This is a genomic window from Nocardia sp. NPDC019323 (assembly GCF_044389845.1).
GTDB lineage: Bacteria > Actinomycetota > Actinomycetes > Mycobacteriales > Mycobacteriaceae > Nocardia > Nocardia implantans.
Map to the genome: position 1 here is coordinate 135777 of NZ_JBIRYN010000008.1, position 14262 is coordinate 150038.

Genomic DNA, 14262 nt, shown 5'->3' on the forward strand with positions numbered 1-14262 from the left:
GATTCGCCTCCCGCGCGCCGGCGCCTGCTCGGATCTCGGTGGCCGCAGGCGCACCGATGGCGCGTCAGGCGGGGCGGTCGAGGAACTCGGTGACGTCGATGGCGAAGCGCGGGTGCCGGAGCGCGCTCACGTGGCCTGCGCCCGGGTAGATGACGAGGTGGGAATCGGGGATGCCGTCGGCGGTGCGGCGGAAGGTGTCGAGGCTGTAGGCGGCGTCTCGTCCGCCGCCGATGACGAGAGTGGGCGCGTGGATCTCGCCGAGACGGTCGGTGAGATCGAACCCGTCCTCGGCGCGGAGAAACGCGTACGTGTCGGCGGGGTCGCGCGGGCGGCCCAACGGGTCGAGCAACCACATGAGCGCCGCCGCGAAACGAGCGGCGACGGGCGAGGAGACGCTGCTCGACGCGAGATGGTGCGCGGCCCGGCGGCCGTGCCGGACCGCTTCGGCGTAGCGCATCTGCCCTTCTTTGGCGACCGGATCCAAGCGGCAGCCCGACGACGCGACGACCAAGCGGCGAACGACATCGGGATGGTCGGCGGCGAGTTGCAGCGCCACCGAGCCGCCCGAGGAGATGCCGAGCACGTCCACCGGCTCGCCGAACTCGCGGCGCAGTGCGTCCGCGTGCTCGGCCGCGATCCGCGCCATCGTGGTGCCCTCGGCCATGCCGGGCGCGCGGCTGACCGCGTAGACGCGGAAGTTCCGCGCCAACGGCCGCAGCACTTTCACTTCGGAGGCGAGCATCCGACCACGCGGATTCGCGTGGTCGGGACTGAACCACCGCAGGAAGACCAGCGGCGGGCCCGCGCCGAGGGCGAAGTAGGGCATGCCGTGCTCGAGCACGCCCTCGGCGATCTCGGGCCGCCCGGCCCGCCCGCTCTTGCCCACAACGCCCCTCCGCTCAGCCGTCCATCCGCCCTCCCGACGCTAGCGGAGCGTGCCGCCGGCGGCGATGACCTCTGTCGTCATGCCGTGGAAGCGCTCGACGGCCCGCGCGTAGCGCGCGGAGCATACTGGCCCGGTGAGCCAGCAGACCTCTTCGCGCGCAGCCGGACCACGGCCGTTCCCGCTCGATCCCACGCCCATCCACGTGTCCGACGACGTGCTCGAGGACCTGCGCAGACGCCTGGAGTTGACGCGTTGGCCGGTCGACGCGGGCAACGAGGACTGGTCCTACGGTGTGTCGCGCGGCTATCTGCAGGAGCTGGTCGAGTACTGGCGCACCGGTTACGACTGGCGCGCGGCCGAAGCCGCGCTCAACGCCTACGAGCACTACTTCGTCGACATCGATGGTGTGCCGGTGCATTTCCTGCGGAAGCCGGGTGCAGGCCCCGACCCGACGCCGCTGATCCTCACCCACGGCTGGCCTTGGACCTTCTGGCACTGGGCCAAGGTGATCGATCCACTGGCCGACCCGGCGGCGTTCGGCGGCGACCCGGCCGACGCCTTCGACGTCATCGTCCCGTCTTTCCCCGGATTCGGTTTCTCCGCGCCACTGCCGAACAACCCGGACATGAACTACTGGAAGGTCGCCGACCTCTGGCACGTCCTGATGACCGAGACGCTCGGCCATGCGAAGTACGCCGCGGCGGGCTGCGACGTGGGCGCGCTGGTCACCGGGCAGCTCGGGCACAAGTACGCCGAGGAGCTGTACGGCATCCACATCGGCTCCGGTCAGAAGCTCACCCTGTTCAACGGCGACCGCGCGTGGGACATCACCGGCGGCATGCCCATCCCGGAGGGCCTGCCCGCCGCCGTGCGCGACCGGATCCTGGAACTGGAACGGCGTTTCGCCGTGCATTTGACCGCGCACATGCTCGAACCGAGCACCCTCGCCTACGGGTTGTCCGACTCACCGGCCGGGCTGCTGGCCTGGCTGCTGCAGCGCTGGGTGAAATGGAGCGACAACGGCGGCGACATCGAGTCGGTCTTCGGCAAGGACGACCTGCTCACTCACGCGATGATCTTCTGGGTCACCAATTCCATCGGCACGTCCATCCGCACCTACGCCAACAACAATCGCTATCCCTGGACGCCGTCGCACGACCGGCAGCCGCCCGTCGAGGCGCCGACCGGCATCACGTTCGTCGCCTACGAGAACCCGCCCGGCGTCGACACCGACCGCCGTGTACAGGCGTTCGTCGACAGCGACCGCGGCGCTTGGTACAACCACGTCAACCTCACCGTCCACGAACGCGGCGGTCACTTCATCCCGTGGGAGATCCCCGCCGCGTGGGTCGACGATCTGCGCCGCACCTTCCGCGGACGCACCCCGGCGACCGCCGGGTGAAAGTCCCGGCCCGTATGTGAACTCCCCCAATGGAAGCCGCCGCGCCGGATTCGGCCCGTAAGGTACCGATCATGGTGCCCACCGAGAGGTCCGAATTGGTGCGAGCGGCCGTCGAGTCCTATCTGCTCGACGGAGCGCGCCGGTACAACCGCACCGAGGTCGCCGAGCGGTCGGGGGCGACGACGGCGCTGACCCGGCGGTTGTGGATGGCGCTCGGTTTCCCGTCGAGCATCGGCGACGACGCGGTGGACTACGCCGACGCCGATGTGACGGCGGTGCGCAACTTCGAACAGCTGAACGTGCTGTCCTCGGCCGACGCCAAACAGCAGGCGGCGACCGCGCGCACGCTCGGCCAAGGAATGGCGCGCCTGGCGGAGTGGCAGGTCGATCTGGTGCTCGCGGAGATCGAAGAGCGCATCGCCCGCGCCGAGCCGGGGGCCGACCCCGCGGAGACCGCGCGCGTCGCCGCCGAGGGCGCCATCGCCACGCTGGAGCAGCTGAACACCTATGCGTGGCGGCGGCATCTGGCCGCGTCGCTGTCGCGGTCGCTCGACCCGGGGACGAGCGCGGGCGAGTCGGTGCGCGAACTGGCCGTCGGTTTCGCCGACATGGTCGGTTACACCAGGCTGACCAGGCATCTGCATCCCGACGAACTGTCCATGCTGCTGGAGGCGTTCGAGTCCACCACGACGGCCGCCATCACCGAGAACGGCGGATGGGTGATCAAGAACGTCGGTGACGAGGTCATGTTCGCGACGGAGAGCGCCGCCGAGGCCGCCCGGATCGCGCTGGCCATCCAGGAGTCCACCATGATGGTCGGAGGCACCCCGGAGCTGCGCGTCGCTCTCGCTTACGGCCCGGTGCTGCAACGATTCGGGGATCTGTACGGCTCGGTGGTGAACATCGCCTCCCGGCTCACCGGCGTCGCCCGGCCGGGCACCGTCCTGATCGATGATCACGCCGCCGCCGAACTCGACAGCGACCCGGCGTTCTCGATCAAGCACCTGCGCAGCGTCCGGGTGCGCGGCTTCAATCGCCTGCGTCCGCACCTGCTGCGCCGCAACGGCCGCAACGGCAGGTAGCCCGACCGCCTGCCACCGGCCGCCGCCGTCGGCCCTAGGCTCGTCCGGTGGACAAGGACTGGTCACAGCTACGCGCGCGTTGCCTCGTCGAGGAGGACGCGGCGATTCTGGCCCTACACAAACCCGCCGGTATCTCGGTCATGGGCGAGCGCCACGACACCGATCTCGTCGAGCTGGCGGCGGCCACCGGAGAAACGCTCTATCCGGTGCACCGGATCGATAAGGTGACCTCCGGCTTGATCCTCTTCGCGAAGGAGCTGCGCGCGCACGGCGAACTGACCAGGCAGTTCAACAAGCAGACCGCCGACAAGGCGTATCTTGCCGTCGTCGCGGCCACCGGACTGCCCGACACCGGCGTGTTCGATCTGCCGCTCAGCGTGGGACGGAAGAACCGGGTGCGCATCGCGGCGCCGCGCGAAAGCATTCGCCAGGAGGCGAGCCGCTGGTTCGTCGACGACGCCGACCTGCTGCCCGCGAAGAACTACCCCTCGCTCACCCGGTTCGCGACGGTGCTGCGGGGCCCTTCGCACACCGTTCTCGCGCTGCGCCCGGTGACCGGCCGTCGCCACCAGATTCGCGTCCACTTGGCCTGGACCGGCCATCCGATAGTCGGCGATCCCCTGTTCGACCGCTCCGGCGCGCACCCGCGAACCTACTTGCACTCCTGGCGTCTCGGCCTCACCGCTTCTTGGCGCACCCCGCCGGAACTGGCTTTGGCCGCCGAACCCGACGCGGCCTTCTGGGAGCCGCTGCACGAGTCCGCCGACCCAGCGGCCCTCGACCGCGCGGCCGGCCTGTTGCGGACGCTCGACTAGCGGCACCGCGTTACCCGATCGGCTTGGCGGCGACCATCGCGAAGAACCGCCGAGACTTCGGCCGCACTCGAAGGGCCATGCCGTACGCACAGCAAGCGTCTGAGCAGCGCGATCGCCTAAAGCGGCAGTTGCCTCGAGGCCGCCGCCCAACTGGACGCCGCGCGAACCGGTCCGGGCCGAGCATCGTCCCCGGTACGAACTGGCTATCCACGGCTCTTGTCGCGCCGTGCGGCGTTCGCACCTGCGGAGCCGAGAACGTCGGGTAAAGGAATCCCCGCTACGTCGCGCTCACTGACCCGAGGGACGCGGCTCCAGGTTCGTCCCCAGTCATCCCCAGGCGCCCATGTGCACGGAACAGCAACGGTCCGAGCGGATCAGTTCGGCCAGTTCGGCGAACGGCCGAGCAGCAGAAGAATGCGGTCGAGGGTCGGCGCCTGCTCCGGAAGCGACAGTGCCGGGGCGAAGGCCGCGCCGGGTGCGGATCGTTCCGGACCGTCGGGGACGGCGAGGGCGATGGTCAGCGCGGCTTCGGCCACGTCGGGATCCGGGGTGACGGTCGCGCCGATCGATCGCGCGACGTCCCAGGCGTGCACGACGCTGTCGACGAGGTGGAAGCCGAGCACGCGCACGGCCGGGATGCCCTGGCCGGGCAGGACCTCCGGCAGCACGAGCGAGCGCTCGAACACCTCGTCGGCGGCGAAGGCGGAGAGCACGTCGTCGGCCGATACGCGATAGTCGGCGACCGGATCGGCGGACGCGCGCACGGTCCAGTCCTCGAGATCCTCGCTCCCGCGCGCGGCGGCGGCGAAGCCGTGGTTCTGCGCGATCATGTGTTCCAGCAGGTCACGAAGACGCCAACCCGCGCAGGGTGTTTCGGCGGCCAGCTGGTCGGGACGGACTCCGGCGACCGCGTCCACGCTCAACCACACCGAACGGGCGTGCTGGTCGCGCAATTCTTTCAAGTCATCAGTAAGCATAAGCGTATCGTATGCGCAAGCTTACGATTTTGCCAAGCAGTATCGTCGACCCATGCCGAACGCCCGTCCCGATCTCGCCGCGATGATCGTGCCGCTCGGGCGGGCGCTCATGGCCCTCGAACTGCCCATCCTGGAGCGGCACGACCTGTCCATGTGGGGGTACTCCGTACTCCTCGGCCTCGGCGCGGAACCCGTCTACACCCAGGCGGCGCTGGCCAAAGCGATCGGCGCCGACAAGACCCGCATCATCGGCGTGCTCGACGAGCTACAGCGCCGCGGCCTGATCACGCGCGAAGCCGACCCCGCGGACCGGCGGGTCAACCTGCTGTCGCTCACTCCGGCGGGACGCACCCTGCGCGACCGAGTCCAGCGCGAGATCCAGGCCGGCGAGAACCGGCTGCTCGAGCGGCTTCCCGCGCCGGACCGCGACGCGTTCCTGCGCGCTCTGCGCAGCCTGTCCGACGCGGTGTCCGGACAGCAGAGATAGCAAGAACACAATGTGACTCCGCCCACAACCCGACGGGCAACCGCCGCACGGTGGCGAGCGTCATGACGACGCGTAATACGCAGGTCAATTAGCCTGATGACGTGCCGCGGACGCGACGCGCGCGCCCATCTGACGCAATGCAGCGAACCCCTAGCGAAAGCGAATGCCGATGATCCTGGTTGCTCAGGTCAGCGACACCCACTTCGATCTCGGCACCCGCAACGCCCAGCGTGTGCGGCGGGTGATGGCCTTCATCGCCGGGCTGCGCCGCAGGCCGGACGCCATCGTGGTGACCGGCGACATCACCGACTCCGGCAAACCCGAGCAGTTCGCGGAGGCCAAGGCCGCTTTCGACAGCGAGATCCCGATCTACGCGATTCCCGGCAACCACGACGACCGCGCCGGCTTCCGTACCGCCCTGCTCGGCGAGTCCGCCTCCGACGCCCCGATCAACCACGCGCATCGCGTCGGCGATCTCACGGTAGCCCTGCTGGATTCGAGCGTCCCGGGTCAGCCGGGCGGGCAGCTCGCGGACGAGACCTACGACTGGCTCGGTGGCGTGCTGGACGCGGCGCCCGCGGGCAAGCCGATCCTGCTCGCCCTGCACCACCCGCCCGCGCACCTGTTCAGCCCGATCGTCGACGTGATCTCGCTGGCCGATCCGCAACGGCTCGCCGATCTGGTGGCCGGTGACGACCGGATCGTCGGCGTGGTCACCGGCCACGCGCACTCCGCCGCGGCGACGACCTTCGGGGGACGCCCGCTGCTGGTAGCCCCGAGCACCGCGTCGGTGCTCAGCGGCGAGTGGGAACTCGACCTGCCCGACCACGTCATGGACTACGCGCCCGACCCGGCGGTGGCGCTGCACGTCATCGGTGACGATCACCGGCTCACCAGCCATTTCCGGACGGTTCCGATGGGCGGCCGAATCGGCGTGCAACCGGCCTGACGGCGTTTACCCGGCCCGAGCGGGGGCAATCGGGAGGCACACGACGCCTACCCGGGAGGATTCGCCATGGTCGATCTACCAGCCGCAGTGGTGAAGAACGCGTTCGCGGCCGGAGCCAGGATCCGGCATGCGCGGGTATTCCACCCGTCGGGCCTGCACCTGGCCGGTCGTCTGCACGCCGAGCCCGAATTCGAGCCGCTTTTCGGCAGCGGCGACCGCGCGGTCATCGCGCGGGTGTCCAAAGGCATCGGCCTGCCCAACGGCCTGCCCGATGTGCTGGGCTTGGCGTTCCGGGTGCTCGATCGCGACGAGCAGCCTTGGGATTTCGCGCTCGCCACCACCGGACGGGGACCGCTGGGGCGGTTCGTGATCACCCCTGCGCGCGGCTGGGCCAGCGCACGGTACGGCTGCCTGATGCCCTATCGGATCAGCAACTCCTCGCCCACCTGGTTCTTCGCCGAGCCGGACAGCGTGCAGCCCACGTCCGCGTCGCTCGAGGCGATGCAGGCGCACTTGGACGAGGACCTGGTCAGCTTCACACTCACCGCGGGCCGCCTCGGCGGGCCCACCTGGCGGGTCGCCGAACTCACGCTGCGTCCCGCCGAATCCGCCGAGTACCGCACGGATTACTTCGATCCGATGCTCAATCACCCCGCCGAGGTGGAGCTGTTTCCCGCGGCCATCGGCAAGATCCGCGAGCTGGCCTACACCGGCAGCAGGAGCGGTCGCGGCGAAGAGAGTTAACGCCGGACGGCGCGTTCGCGGCGATAGGCCGCCGGGGTATTACCGGTCCAGCGCTTGAAGGCGAAGATGAACGTCGAGGCCTCGGCGTAGCCGAGCCGGATGGCGACGTCGCTCACCGACAGCGGTGTGGCGGTGAGCATCTCCTCCGCCAGCGCACGCCGTACTTCGTCCAGCAAGGCGCGGTAGCTGGTGCCGGCCGCGTCGAGGTGCCGCCGCAGCGTGCGGGTGCTCATGTTGAGATCGTTCGCCACGGCGTCGATGCCGGGCGGGGCGGCGAATCCATCCGCTCCCCCGCGCGGCACCAAGCGTTCGCGCACCTCGGCGGCGATGCCCGTGCGCGCCCTTCGGCGGTGCACCAGTTCCCGGCACTGCGCCAGGCACATCGCCCAGGTCTGCTCGTTGGCCTGCGGCAACGGCTGTTCCAGCAGCATCGGCTCGATCGCGAACAGGTTGTGCGGCATGTCGAAACGCGGCGGCACGAGGGTCACCTCGGCGATCCGCTCCGCGTAGCCGGGGTCGGGGAACCGGAATTCCGCCCTGGTCAGCGGCAAGCGGGTGCCGAGCAGATCGCTCATCACCTGGTGCATCGCGGTGACGTCGCGTTCGACGAGGAATTGGCGCACGTCGATCGGCACCGACTCGTCGTGCACCACCGCGACGAATTCGCGCTCGCCCCACTCGGCCACCGGGATGCAGAAGGTGAAGCTGAGGTCCAGGTAGCGCAGCGCGAAGCTGATCGCCTCCCCGAGCGTCGGGCTGCTGACGCAGGCGAAGCCGAAGATGCCGAAGGTGGTGATCCGGTAGCGGCGGCCGACCTCCACGCCGAGCGCGGGCCGATCGGCGAGTTCGCGGACGAGGTTGCGGATGACCGCCAGTTCGGTGTGCGCATCGATCTGCACGTCCGGGTCGCGCAATTGCTGCTCGCCGAGCGCGGTGCCGTGCAGCATGCGTCCCGTGGGCACGCCGTGTTCGGCCGCGTAGCCGACCATCAACGCCACGCTGGCCACACCGCGTGGAAAGTTCCAATCGCGGATATCCGGATCCTGCACCCGCTCCACGCGGACATTATGGCCGAATTTCTCTATGCGACGACACGGCGGCTCTTACAGTGGAGTGAGCTACGGTCGCAGTGAGGAGTCTCACATGTCAGCGCGCAATCGGCCATCGATTCTCGTCATCGGCGCCGGCTTCGGCGGCATCGGCATGGCGATCGAGCTGCGTCGCAACGGCTTCGAGGACATCACCATCCTGGAGCGGGCGGCCGACATCGGCGGGGTCTGGCGGGAGAACACCTACCCCGGCGCGGCCTGCGACGTCCCCTCTCCGCTGTACTCGTTCTCGTTCGAACCCAAGCCGGACTGGCCGCAGCGGTACTCGGGGCGCACCGCCATCCATTCCTATCTGCGCGGCGTCGCCGAACGCCACGGCGTGCTGTCGGCGATCCGCTTCGGCACCAGCGTCAGCGACGCCGAATTCGACGACGCCACCGGCCGGTGGACCGTCCGGGCCGCCGACGGGAGGAGCTGGGTCGTCGACGTGCTGATCTCGGCGGTGGGCCAGTTGTCGCGTCCGTCCCTGCCCGCCATCCCCGGCATCGACACCTTCACCGGCCCGTACTTCCATTCGGCCGAGTGGGACCACGACGTCGACCTGCGCGGCAAACGCGTCGCCTGCGTCGGCACCGGGGCCAGCGCCGTGCAGTACATCCCGGAGATCCAGCCCGAGGTCGCCCGGCTCACGCTGTTCCAGCGCACACCGGCCTGGGTGATCCCGAAGTTCGACACCGACTACTCGCCGATCCAGCACAACCTGTTCGCGCGGGTGCCGGGCGCGCTGCTGATCGAACGGTTCGGGTGGTGGTCGATCGCGGAGATCGTCTCGCTGGGGTTGGTGGAGGTTCCCGCCATCGCCCGCTGGGTGGCCCGCATCGCCTCCCGGCACCTCGCCGAACAGGTCGAAGACCCGCAGCTGCGGGCCGAACTCACCCCGGACTATCCGATCGGGTGCAAACGCGCGCTGTTCTCCAACGACTACTACCCCGCGCTCACCCAGCCCAACGTGCGGGTGGAGACCACCGCGATCACCGAGATCACCCCGGCCGGCGTACGCACCGCCGACGGGACGACGCACGAAGTCGACGTGATCATCTACGGCACCGGTTTCAAAGGCACGGAGTTCCTCTGGCCGATGGAGATCTGGGGCCGCAGCGGACGCAGGCTGGCCGACGCATGGGCCGACGGCGCACACGCGTATTACGGGATCACGGTGCCGGACTTCCCGAATTTCTTCCTGGTCTACGGGCCGAACACCAATCTCGGCGTCGGCTCGATCATCTACATGATCGAGTCGCAGACCCGCTACATCCGCCAGGCCGTGCGGTGGCTCGCCGACCACCCCGGCCATTGCGTCGACGTCCGCGCCGACCTGGAAGAGGACTACAACACCGCCCTCCAGCGGCGTCTCGACCGCACCCCGTGGAACTTCTGCTCGAGCTGGTACCGCAACTCCGCCGGCCGCATCACCAACAACTGGCCGGGCTCGCAGACGAGCTACCGCCGCCGCACCCGTCGCTTCGACCCACGGCACTACACCCTCACGCCCGTCTCGTGACGAACGCGCCCCGCCCGGATTCACCTCGGCCCGCCACCGCCCGCCGGGCTGGCAGACTTGTGCTGTGAATGAACTGGCCCGTCCGGGCGGATCGGATGTGCGCGGTCCGCTGCGTCCGATCGAGTTGGCCACCGGCGCCGTGCTCGGCGGAGCCGCCGTCGGGCTGGTGACCATCGGATCGGTCATCCCGTTCGCCGCCGCGCTGCAACTGGTCGGCGCGGTCCCGATCGGGCTGATCGCGCACCGCTTCCGGCTGCGCGCCCTGGTCACCGCGACGATCGCGGCGACGCTGGTCACCTTCGTCGCCGCCGGCGTCGCGTCCGCGACGGCGCTGGTCGCGTCGGCCACCGTGGGCGGGATCATCGGCGTCGTCAAGCGGCGCGGCGGCGGGATCGTCACCGCGTTCGGCCTCTCGGTGCTCGCCGGACTGGCCTGGGCGGGGTTCGCCGTCGGATCGCTCGCGCTGATGTCCACCACCCGCGAGCTGCTGTTCGACAACATCCGCAACGCCTCGCGCGGCGTGCAGGATCTCGCGGCGCGCCTGGAGCAGTTGGCGCCGCTTGGCCGGCTCGCCGCGGACCTGACCGATTCGGTGCTGCACTGGTGGTGGGCGTGGATCGGCGGCAGCGTCGCGCTGGGCATGGTGGCCACCGGCGTCTTCTCCTGGTACGTCCTCGGTTCGGTGCTGGATCGGCTGGCTTGGCTGCCCGGCCGGGACCGGCTGGACGCACCGCTCGACGACCGGCCCGTCGCCCCGCTTCCGGTCACGCTTGACGACGCGGGCTTCCGCTATCCGGGAGCGGCGCGCGATGCGCTGCGCGGCATCGACCTGACCGTCGATGTCGGCGAGTTCGTCGCCGTGGTCGGGCACAACGGTTCGGGCAAGTCGACCCTGACCCGCTTGCTGGCGGGGCTGCCGCCCACCTCGGGATCGGTGCGGCGGCCCGGGTCGGCCGGGCTCGGCAAGCTCGGCGGGACGGCCCTGGTCCTGCAGCGGCCGGAGAGCCAGACCCTCGGGGTGCTCGTCGCCGACGACGTCGTGTGGGGGCTGCCCGCCGAACTCGCCGCCGAGGTGGATGTGGACGCACTTCTCGGCGAGGTGGGGCTCGCCGGAATGGGAGCGAAGGAGACCGCGACGCTCTCCGGCGGACAGCAACAGCGACTGGCGGTCGCCGCCGCGCTGGCCCGGCGTCCCGCGCTGCTGATCGCCGACGAGGCGACCTCGATGATCGATCCGGACGGGCGGCGGGAACTGGTGGACCTGCTGGCCGAGCTGCCGAAACGCCACGCGATGGCCGTGGTGCTGGTGACCCATCACGAGGCCGACGCCGCGGTCGCCGACCGGGTGGTGCACCTGGCCGGGGGAGGCACCGTCGCGCACCTGCCCGCGTGGCCGCGTCCGGCGCGGGATCAGCGACGCAGGCCGATGGGCGCGCCGATCCTCGAACTGCGCGACGTCCGCCACACCTACAACCGTGCGACGCCGTGGGAAGCGCCCGCCCTGCACGGCGTCGATCTGTCCGTGCGCCAAGGCGAGGCCCTGCTCATCGTCGGCGGGAACGGCTCGGGCAAATCCACCCTCGCGTGGATCATGGCGGGCCTGATCGAACCGAGTTCGGGCCGATGCGAGCTGCAAGGGAAGCCGATCGGCAAGCAGATCGGACGGGTTGGACTCGCCTTCCAGCATTCTCGCCTGCAATTACAGAAGCAGACCGTCGGCGAGGAGATCGCGGACTGGGGCGGTCGCGCGACCGGCTCCGGGGCCGTCGGCCGGGCGCTGGACGCGGTGGGGCTGGACCGCGCGCTGGCCGCGCGCTCGATCGAAGAACTCAGCGGCGGCCAAGCCAAGCGGGTGGTGCTCGCGGCGATCGTGGCCAGTCACCCCCAAGTGGTCGTGCTCGACGAGCCGCTGGCCGGTCTCGACCCGGAGGGCCGGGCCGACATCGTCGAGTTGCTCGCGCGGTTGCGGGATGCCGGCTTGACGCTGATCGTCATCTCCCACGACGTGGCCGACATGGCTGCGGTGTGCGACCGGACGGTGCAGCTGCGGTCGGGGCGCATTCTGGGTGCGGAGTCCGCGCGCCAGACGGCGCAGGCGCCGAGCGACTCCGCCGCGCGAGCCGATTCCGGTCCCCGCTCGGTGCGCGCGCACGGCGAAACCGCGTGGCGGTTCGAGCACGGAGGTCGATGATGAGCACCGTTCTGCTGCGCCAAGTCCCGGTCGACAGCCCGGTCCATCGGTTGTGGGCGGGCACGAAGATGATCGGGGTGTTCCTGATCAGCCTGCTGCTGATGTTCCTGCCGTCCTGGCCGGTGCTCGGTGTGATGGCGGCGTTCCTGGTGCTGGTCGGCGCGGTCGCCAGGTTGCCGCTGGGCACGGTGCCGCGGCTGCCGTGGTGGTTCTGGGCGCTGCTCGTCGCGGGAGCCGTGATCAACGTGCCGGTCGGGGGGACGGCCGTGCTGCGCTATGCCCAGGTGCTGGTCTTCGGCCTGATCCTGGTGGCGGCCTCCTTCCTCATCGCGTGGACCACGCCGATGGGCGACATCGCGCCCGCCCTGGCCAAGCTCGGCGCGCCGTTGCGCCGGTTCGGGGTGCCGGTGGACGAATGGGCTGTCGTGGTCGCGCTGACCTTCCGCGGTCTGCCGCTGCTCATGGAGGAGATCCGGGTACTGCGCGCCGCTCGCAGGCTCCGGCCCAAGGACCGCATGATGATCGCCCGCGCGGCCGACAACCCGCTCATCGACATCCTCACCGCGGCCATGGCGGTGTCCACCCGCCGCGCCGGAGAACTGGGTGAGGCGATCACCGCGCGCGGCGGCACCGGGCAGCTCACCGCCCGTCCCAGCGCACCCGGCCTGCGTGACGCGGTGGCGCTCGCGCTGGTCGTCGGCGTCTGCCTCGGCTCCATCGCGCTGCACATCGCGCTGTGAGCGCGGGCGCGCAAATGCGGGGTCCGAACCGGGCCTCGGTCGGTAGCGGCCCCTAATGGTCACCGGGAAATTACGGCCAACCAATTCGCTGACCATTTGCAGACTGAGTGGTATCCATCGAAAACTCTCCGCGGGCAACCTCCAGACCCGCCTCGCGCACAGGGTTGACGTCTCCAACGCGCAGCGGGCCGACCCCATTGCGGCGAACCGGGACCGATCGGTACCACCACGCGAGTCTCCGGGTGCGCAGTCGAACACCAAAACCGCGCAATCCTCTCCGCCCCGCGCGTAGTGCCAGCGAAAGCCCTTGACTTACCGCGACTTACGTCTATGCGCGACGCGATATGAATGATTCGAGATTTATGCCCAACTACGAGGCATGCATCTACACGCCCCGACACGGAGGCCAACCGGCACCGCCTGAACCCCTCGAATCGGGGCCTTGAAATAGCAAATTGCTATATCGACAGGCTCGGCAAAAGGAGGAGGATTACCCTCTGAATCCGTGTCCCAAACCCCCTGGGCCACAGTACAGTTATCACTCGGAAGTAACTGTATTTTGGATCACATCACGGATGTACACGTCGGCGGGGGAAGGAATTTCGGCGTGTGCCGCGTTCTCTAATGCTTGAAACCTGATGAAGATTGGAAACCGAGAAATGATTCTCCGGAGAGTCACCGCCGCCGCCGCTCCACTGGTCGCCGCGCTCGCGGTCGGGGCAGGCGTCGTGCACGCGGAACCGGCTGCGGCGCCGGTGCCCGATATCGGGTACGAAGCCCAGCTGGTCGGCGACAAGATCGTCACGACACTCACCGCGGGCACGTTCGACGTGCGCGGTGACGCCGTGGACATCAAGGACGCCGCCGGCAACGTCGCGGTCACGCTGCCGCTCGCCTTCCGACAGGACGGGCTCGAATATCCCATGGCGCACGTGGTGCGGGACGCGGGCCGCGTGCTGGAACTGACCGTGGTCAAGGACGCGGCGCAGGCCCGCCCGGTGGCGACGCCGGTCGCGTCGCCGTTCGAGAACCAGCGCGCGATGGACGCGTTCCTCTCGCAGTTCGGCATCGCCACCGCGGTCGGCGGGTTCATCGGCACCGTCATCGGCGCGCTCGTCGGATTGACCGGTCTGATCGGCGGTCCCATCGGGATCGGCACCGTGGTCGCCGGTGCGGGCATCGGCGGCATCATCGGCACGATCGTCGTCGGCGGGCCGGCGCTGATCATCGCCGGTATCGATCTGATCAGCACGCTGGCCGCCCCGCCCGGCACCACCAAATGGATGGACACCACCGGGCGTCCGCAGAACTGACCGGCGACCTCGGCACGACGCGCACCGAATCGGCAAGCGGTTCGGTGCGCTTTCGTTTGTGCGCGG

General features: G+C 69.7%; 13 protein-coding genes. 10 read left to right on the forward strand and 3 right to left on the reverse strand.

What is annotated here, in order from left to right; genetic code table 11:
* Positions 1 to 64: 64 nt before the first annotated feature.
* Complete coding sequence (locus ACH49X_RS26245; RefSeq protein ID WP_323124137.1) at positions 65 to 886, reverse strand: alpha/beta hydrolase; 822 nt, start codon at positions 884 to 886, stop codon at positions 65 to 67.
* A 133-nt stretch (positions 887 to 1019) separates the two neighbouring features.
* Between ACH49X_RS26245 and ACH49X_RS26250 the strand changes: the two genes are divergently transcribed.
* From ACH49X_RS26250 to ACH49X_RS26260, 3 genes are all read left to right on the forward strand, one after another.
* A complete protein-coding gene (locus ACH49X_RS26250; protein WP_195078271.1) occupies positions 1020 to 2288 on the forward strand; it encodes an epoxide hydrolase family protein in 1269 nt (422 codons plus the stop codon).
* Positions 2289 to 2359: 71 nt separating this feature from the next.
* Positions 2360 to 3370, forward strand: a complete 1011-nt coding sequence (locus ACH49X_RS26255; RefSeq protein WP_195078270.1) for an adenylate/guanylate cyclase domain-containing protein — start codon at positions 2360 to 2362, stop codon at positions 3368 to 3370.
* A 47-nt stretch (positions 3371 to 3417) separates the two neighbouring features.
* Positions 3418 to 4185, forward strand: coding sequence for an RluA family pseudouridine synthase (locus tag ACH49X_RS26260; RefSeq protein ID WP_195078269.1), 768 nt, complete (start codon positions 3418 to 3420; stop codon positions 4183 to 4185).
* Positions 4186 to 4559: 374 nt separating this feature from the next.
* Here the strand turns inward: ACH49X_RS26260 and ACH49X_RS26265 are convergent, their stop codons facing one another.
* Entirely contained in the window at positions 4560 to 5162 is a 603-nt protein-coding gene (locus ACH49X_RS26265) for a TIGR03086 family metal-binding protein (RefSeq protein WP_357206522.1), read from the reverse strand.
* Between the two features lie 52 nt (positions 5163 to 5214).
* Between ACH49X_RS26265 and ACH49X_RS26270 the strand changes: the two genes are divergently transcribed.
* From ACH49X_RS26270 to ACH49X_RS26280, 3 genes are all read left to right on the forward strand, one after another.
* Positions 5215 to 5649: a MarR family winged helix-turn-helix transcriptional regulator gene (locus ACH49X_RS26270; RefSeq protein WP_195078267.1), complete on the forward strand. Its 435-nt coding sequence runs from the start codon at positions 5215 to 5217 to the stop codon at positions 5647 to 5649.
* Between the two features lie 163 nt (positions 5650 to 5812).
* Entirely contained in the window at positions 5813 to 6598 is a 786-nt protein-coding gene (locus tag ACH49X_RS26275) for a metallophosphoesterase (RefSeq protein ID WP_323124136.1), read from the forward strand.
* A 66-nt stretch (positions 6599 to 6664) separates the two neighbouring features.
* A complete protein-coding gene (locus ACH49X_RS26280) occupies positions 6665 to 7342 on the forward strand; it encodes a phosphodiesterase (protein ID WP_195078266.1) in 678 nt (225 codons plus the stop codon).
* Here ACH49X_RS26280 and ACH49X_RS26285 read toward each other — a convergent pair.
* Positions 7339 to 8400 carry an AraC family transcriptional regulator gene (locus ACH49X_RS26285; RefSeq protein WP_323124135.1) on the reverse strand — a complete coding sequence of 354 codons (1062 nt, stop codon included), beginning with the start codon at positions 8398 to 8400 and terminating at the stop codon, positions 7339 to 7341. The two genes, ACH49X_RS26280 and ACH49X_RS26285, sit on opposite strands and share 4 nt — an antisense overlap.
* A gap of 85 nt (positions 8401 to 8485) precedes the next feature.
* Here ACH49X_RS26285 and ACH49X_RS26290 point away from each other — a divergent pair, with 85 nt between their 5' ends.
* The 4 genes from ACH49X_RS26290 (at position 8486) to ACH49X_RS26305 (ending at position 14196) form a co-directional block, all read left to right on the forward strand.
* A complete protein-coding gene (locus ACH49X_RS26290; RefSeq protein WP_357206524.1) occupies positions 8486 to 9952 on the forward strand; it encodes an NAD(P)/FAD-dependent oxidoreductase in 1467 nt (488 codons plus the stop codon).
* A 64-nt stretch (positions 9953 to 10016) separates the two neighbouring features.
* Positions 10017 to 12143: an ATP-binding cassette domain-containing protein gene (locus ACH49X_RS26295; protein WP_323124134.1), complete on the forward strand. Its 2127-nt coding sequence runs from the start codon at positions 10017 to 10019 to the stop codon at positions 12141 to 12143.
* A complete protein-coding gene (locus ACH49X_RS26300; protein WP_357206526.1) occupies positions 12143 to 12883 on the forward strand; it encodes an energy-coupling factor transporter transmembrane protein EcfT in 741 nt (246 codons plus the stop codon). Before ACH49X_RS26295 ends, ACH49X_RS26300 begins: the two co-directional genes overlap by 1 nt.
* A gap of 659 nt (positions 12884 to 13542) precedes the next feature.
* Positions 13543 to 14196, forward strand: coding sequence for an ammonium transporter (locus tag ACH49X_RS26305; RefSeq protein ID WP_195078263.1), 654 nt, complete (start codon positions 13543 to 13545; stop codon positions 14194 to 14196).
* Positions 14197 to 14262 lie beyond the last annotated feature (66 nt).

Coding starts and splice junctions, on each gene's coding strand:
- ACH49X_RS26275 (WP_323124136.1), top strand. CDS start 5,813: ATGCCGATGATCCTGGTTGCTCAGGTCAGCGACACCCACTTCGATCTC.
- ACH49X_RS26265 (WP_357206522.1), bottom strand. CDS start 5,162: ATGCTTACTGATGACTTGAAAGAATTGCGCGACCAGCACGCCCGTTCG.
- ACH49X_RS26270 (WP_195078267.1), top strand. CDS start 5,215: ATGCCGAACGCCCGTCCCGATCTCGCCGCGATGATCGTGCCGCTCGGG.
- ACH49X_RS26290 (WP_357206524.1), top strand. CDS start 8,486: ATGTCAGCGCGCAATCGGCCATCGATTCTCGTCATCGGCGCCGGCTTC.
- ACH49X_RS26280 (WP_195078266.1), top strand. CDS start 6,665: ATGGTCGATCTACCAGCCGCAGTGGTGAAGAACGCGTTCGCGGCCGGA.
- ACH49X_RS26305 (WP_195078263.1), top strand. CDS start 13,543: ATGATTCTCCGGAGAGTCACCGCCGCCGCCGCTCCACTGGTCGCCGCG.
- ACH49X_RS26255 (WP_195078270.1), top strand. CDS start 2,360: ATGGTGCCCACCGAGAGGTCCGAATTGGTGCGAGCGGCCGTCGAGTCC.
- ACH49X_RS26300 (WP_357206526.1), top strand. CDS start 12,143: ATGAGCACCGTTCTGCTGCGCCAAGTCCCGGTCGACAGCCCGGTCCAT.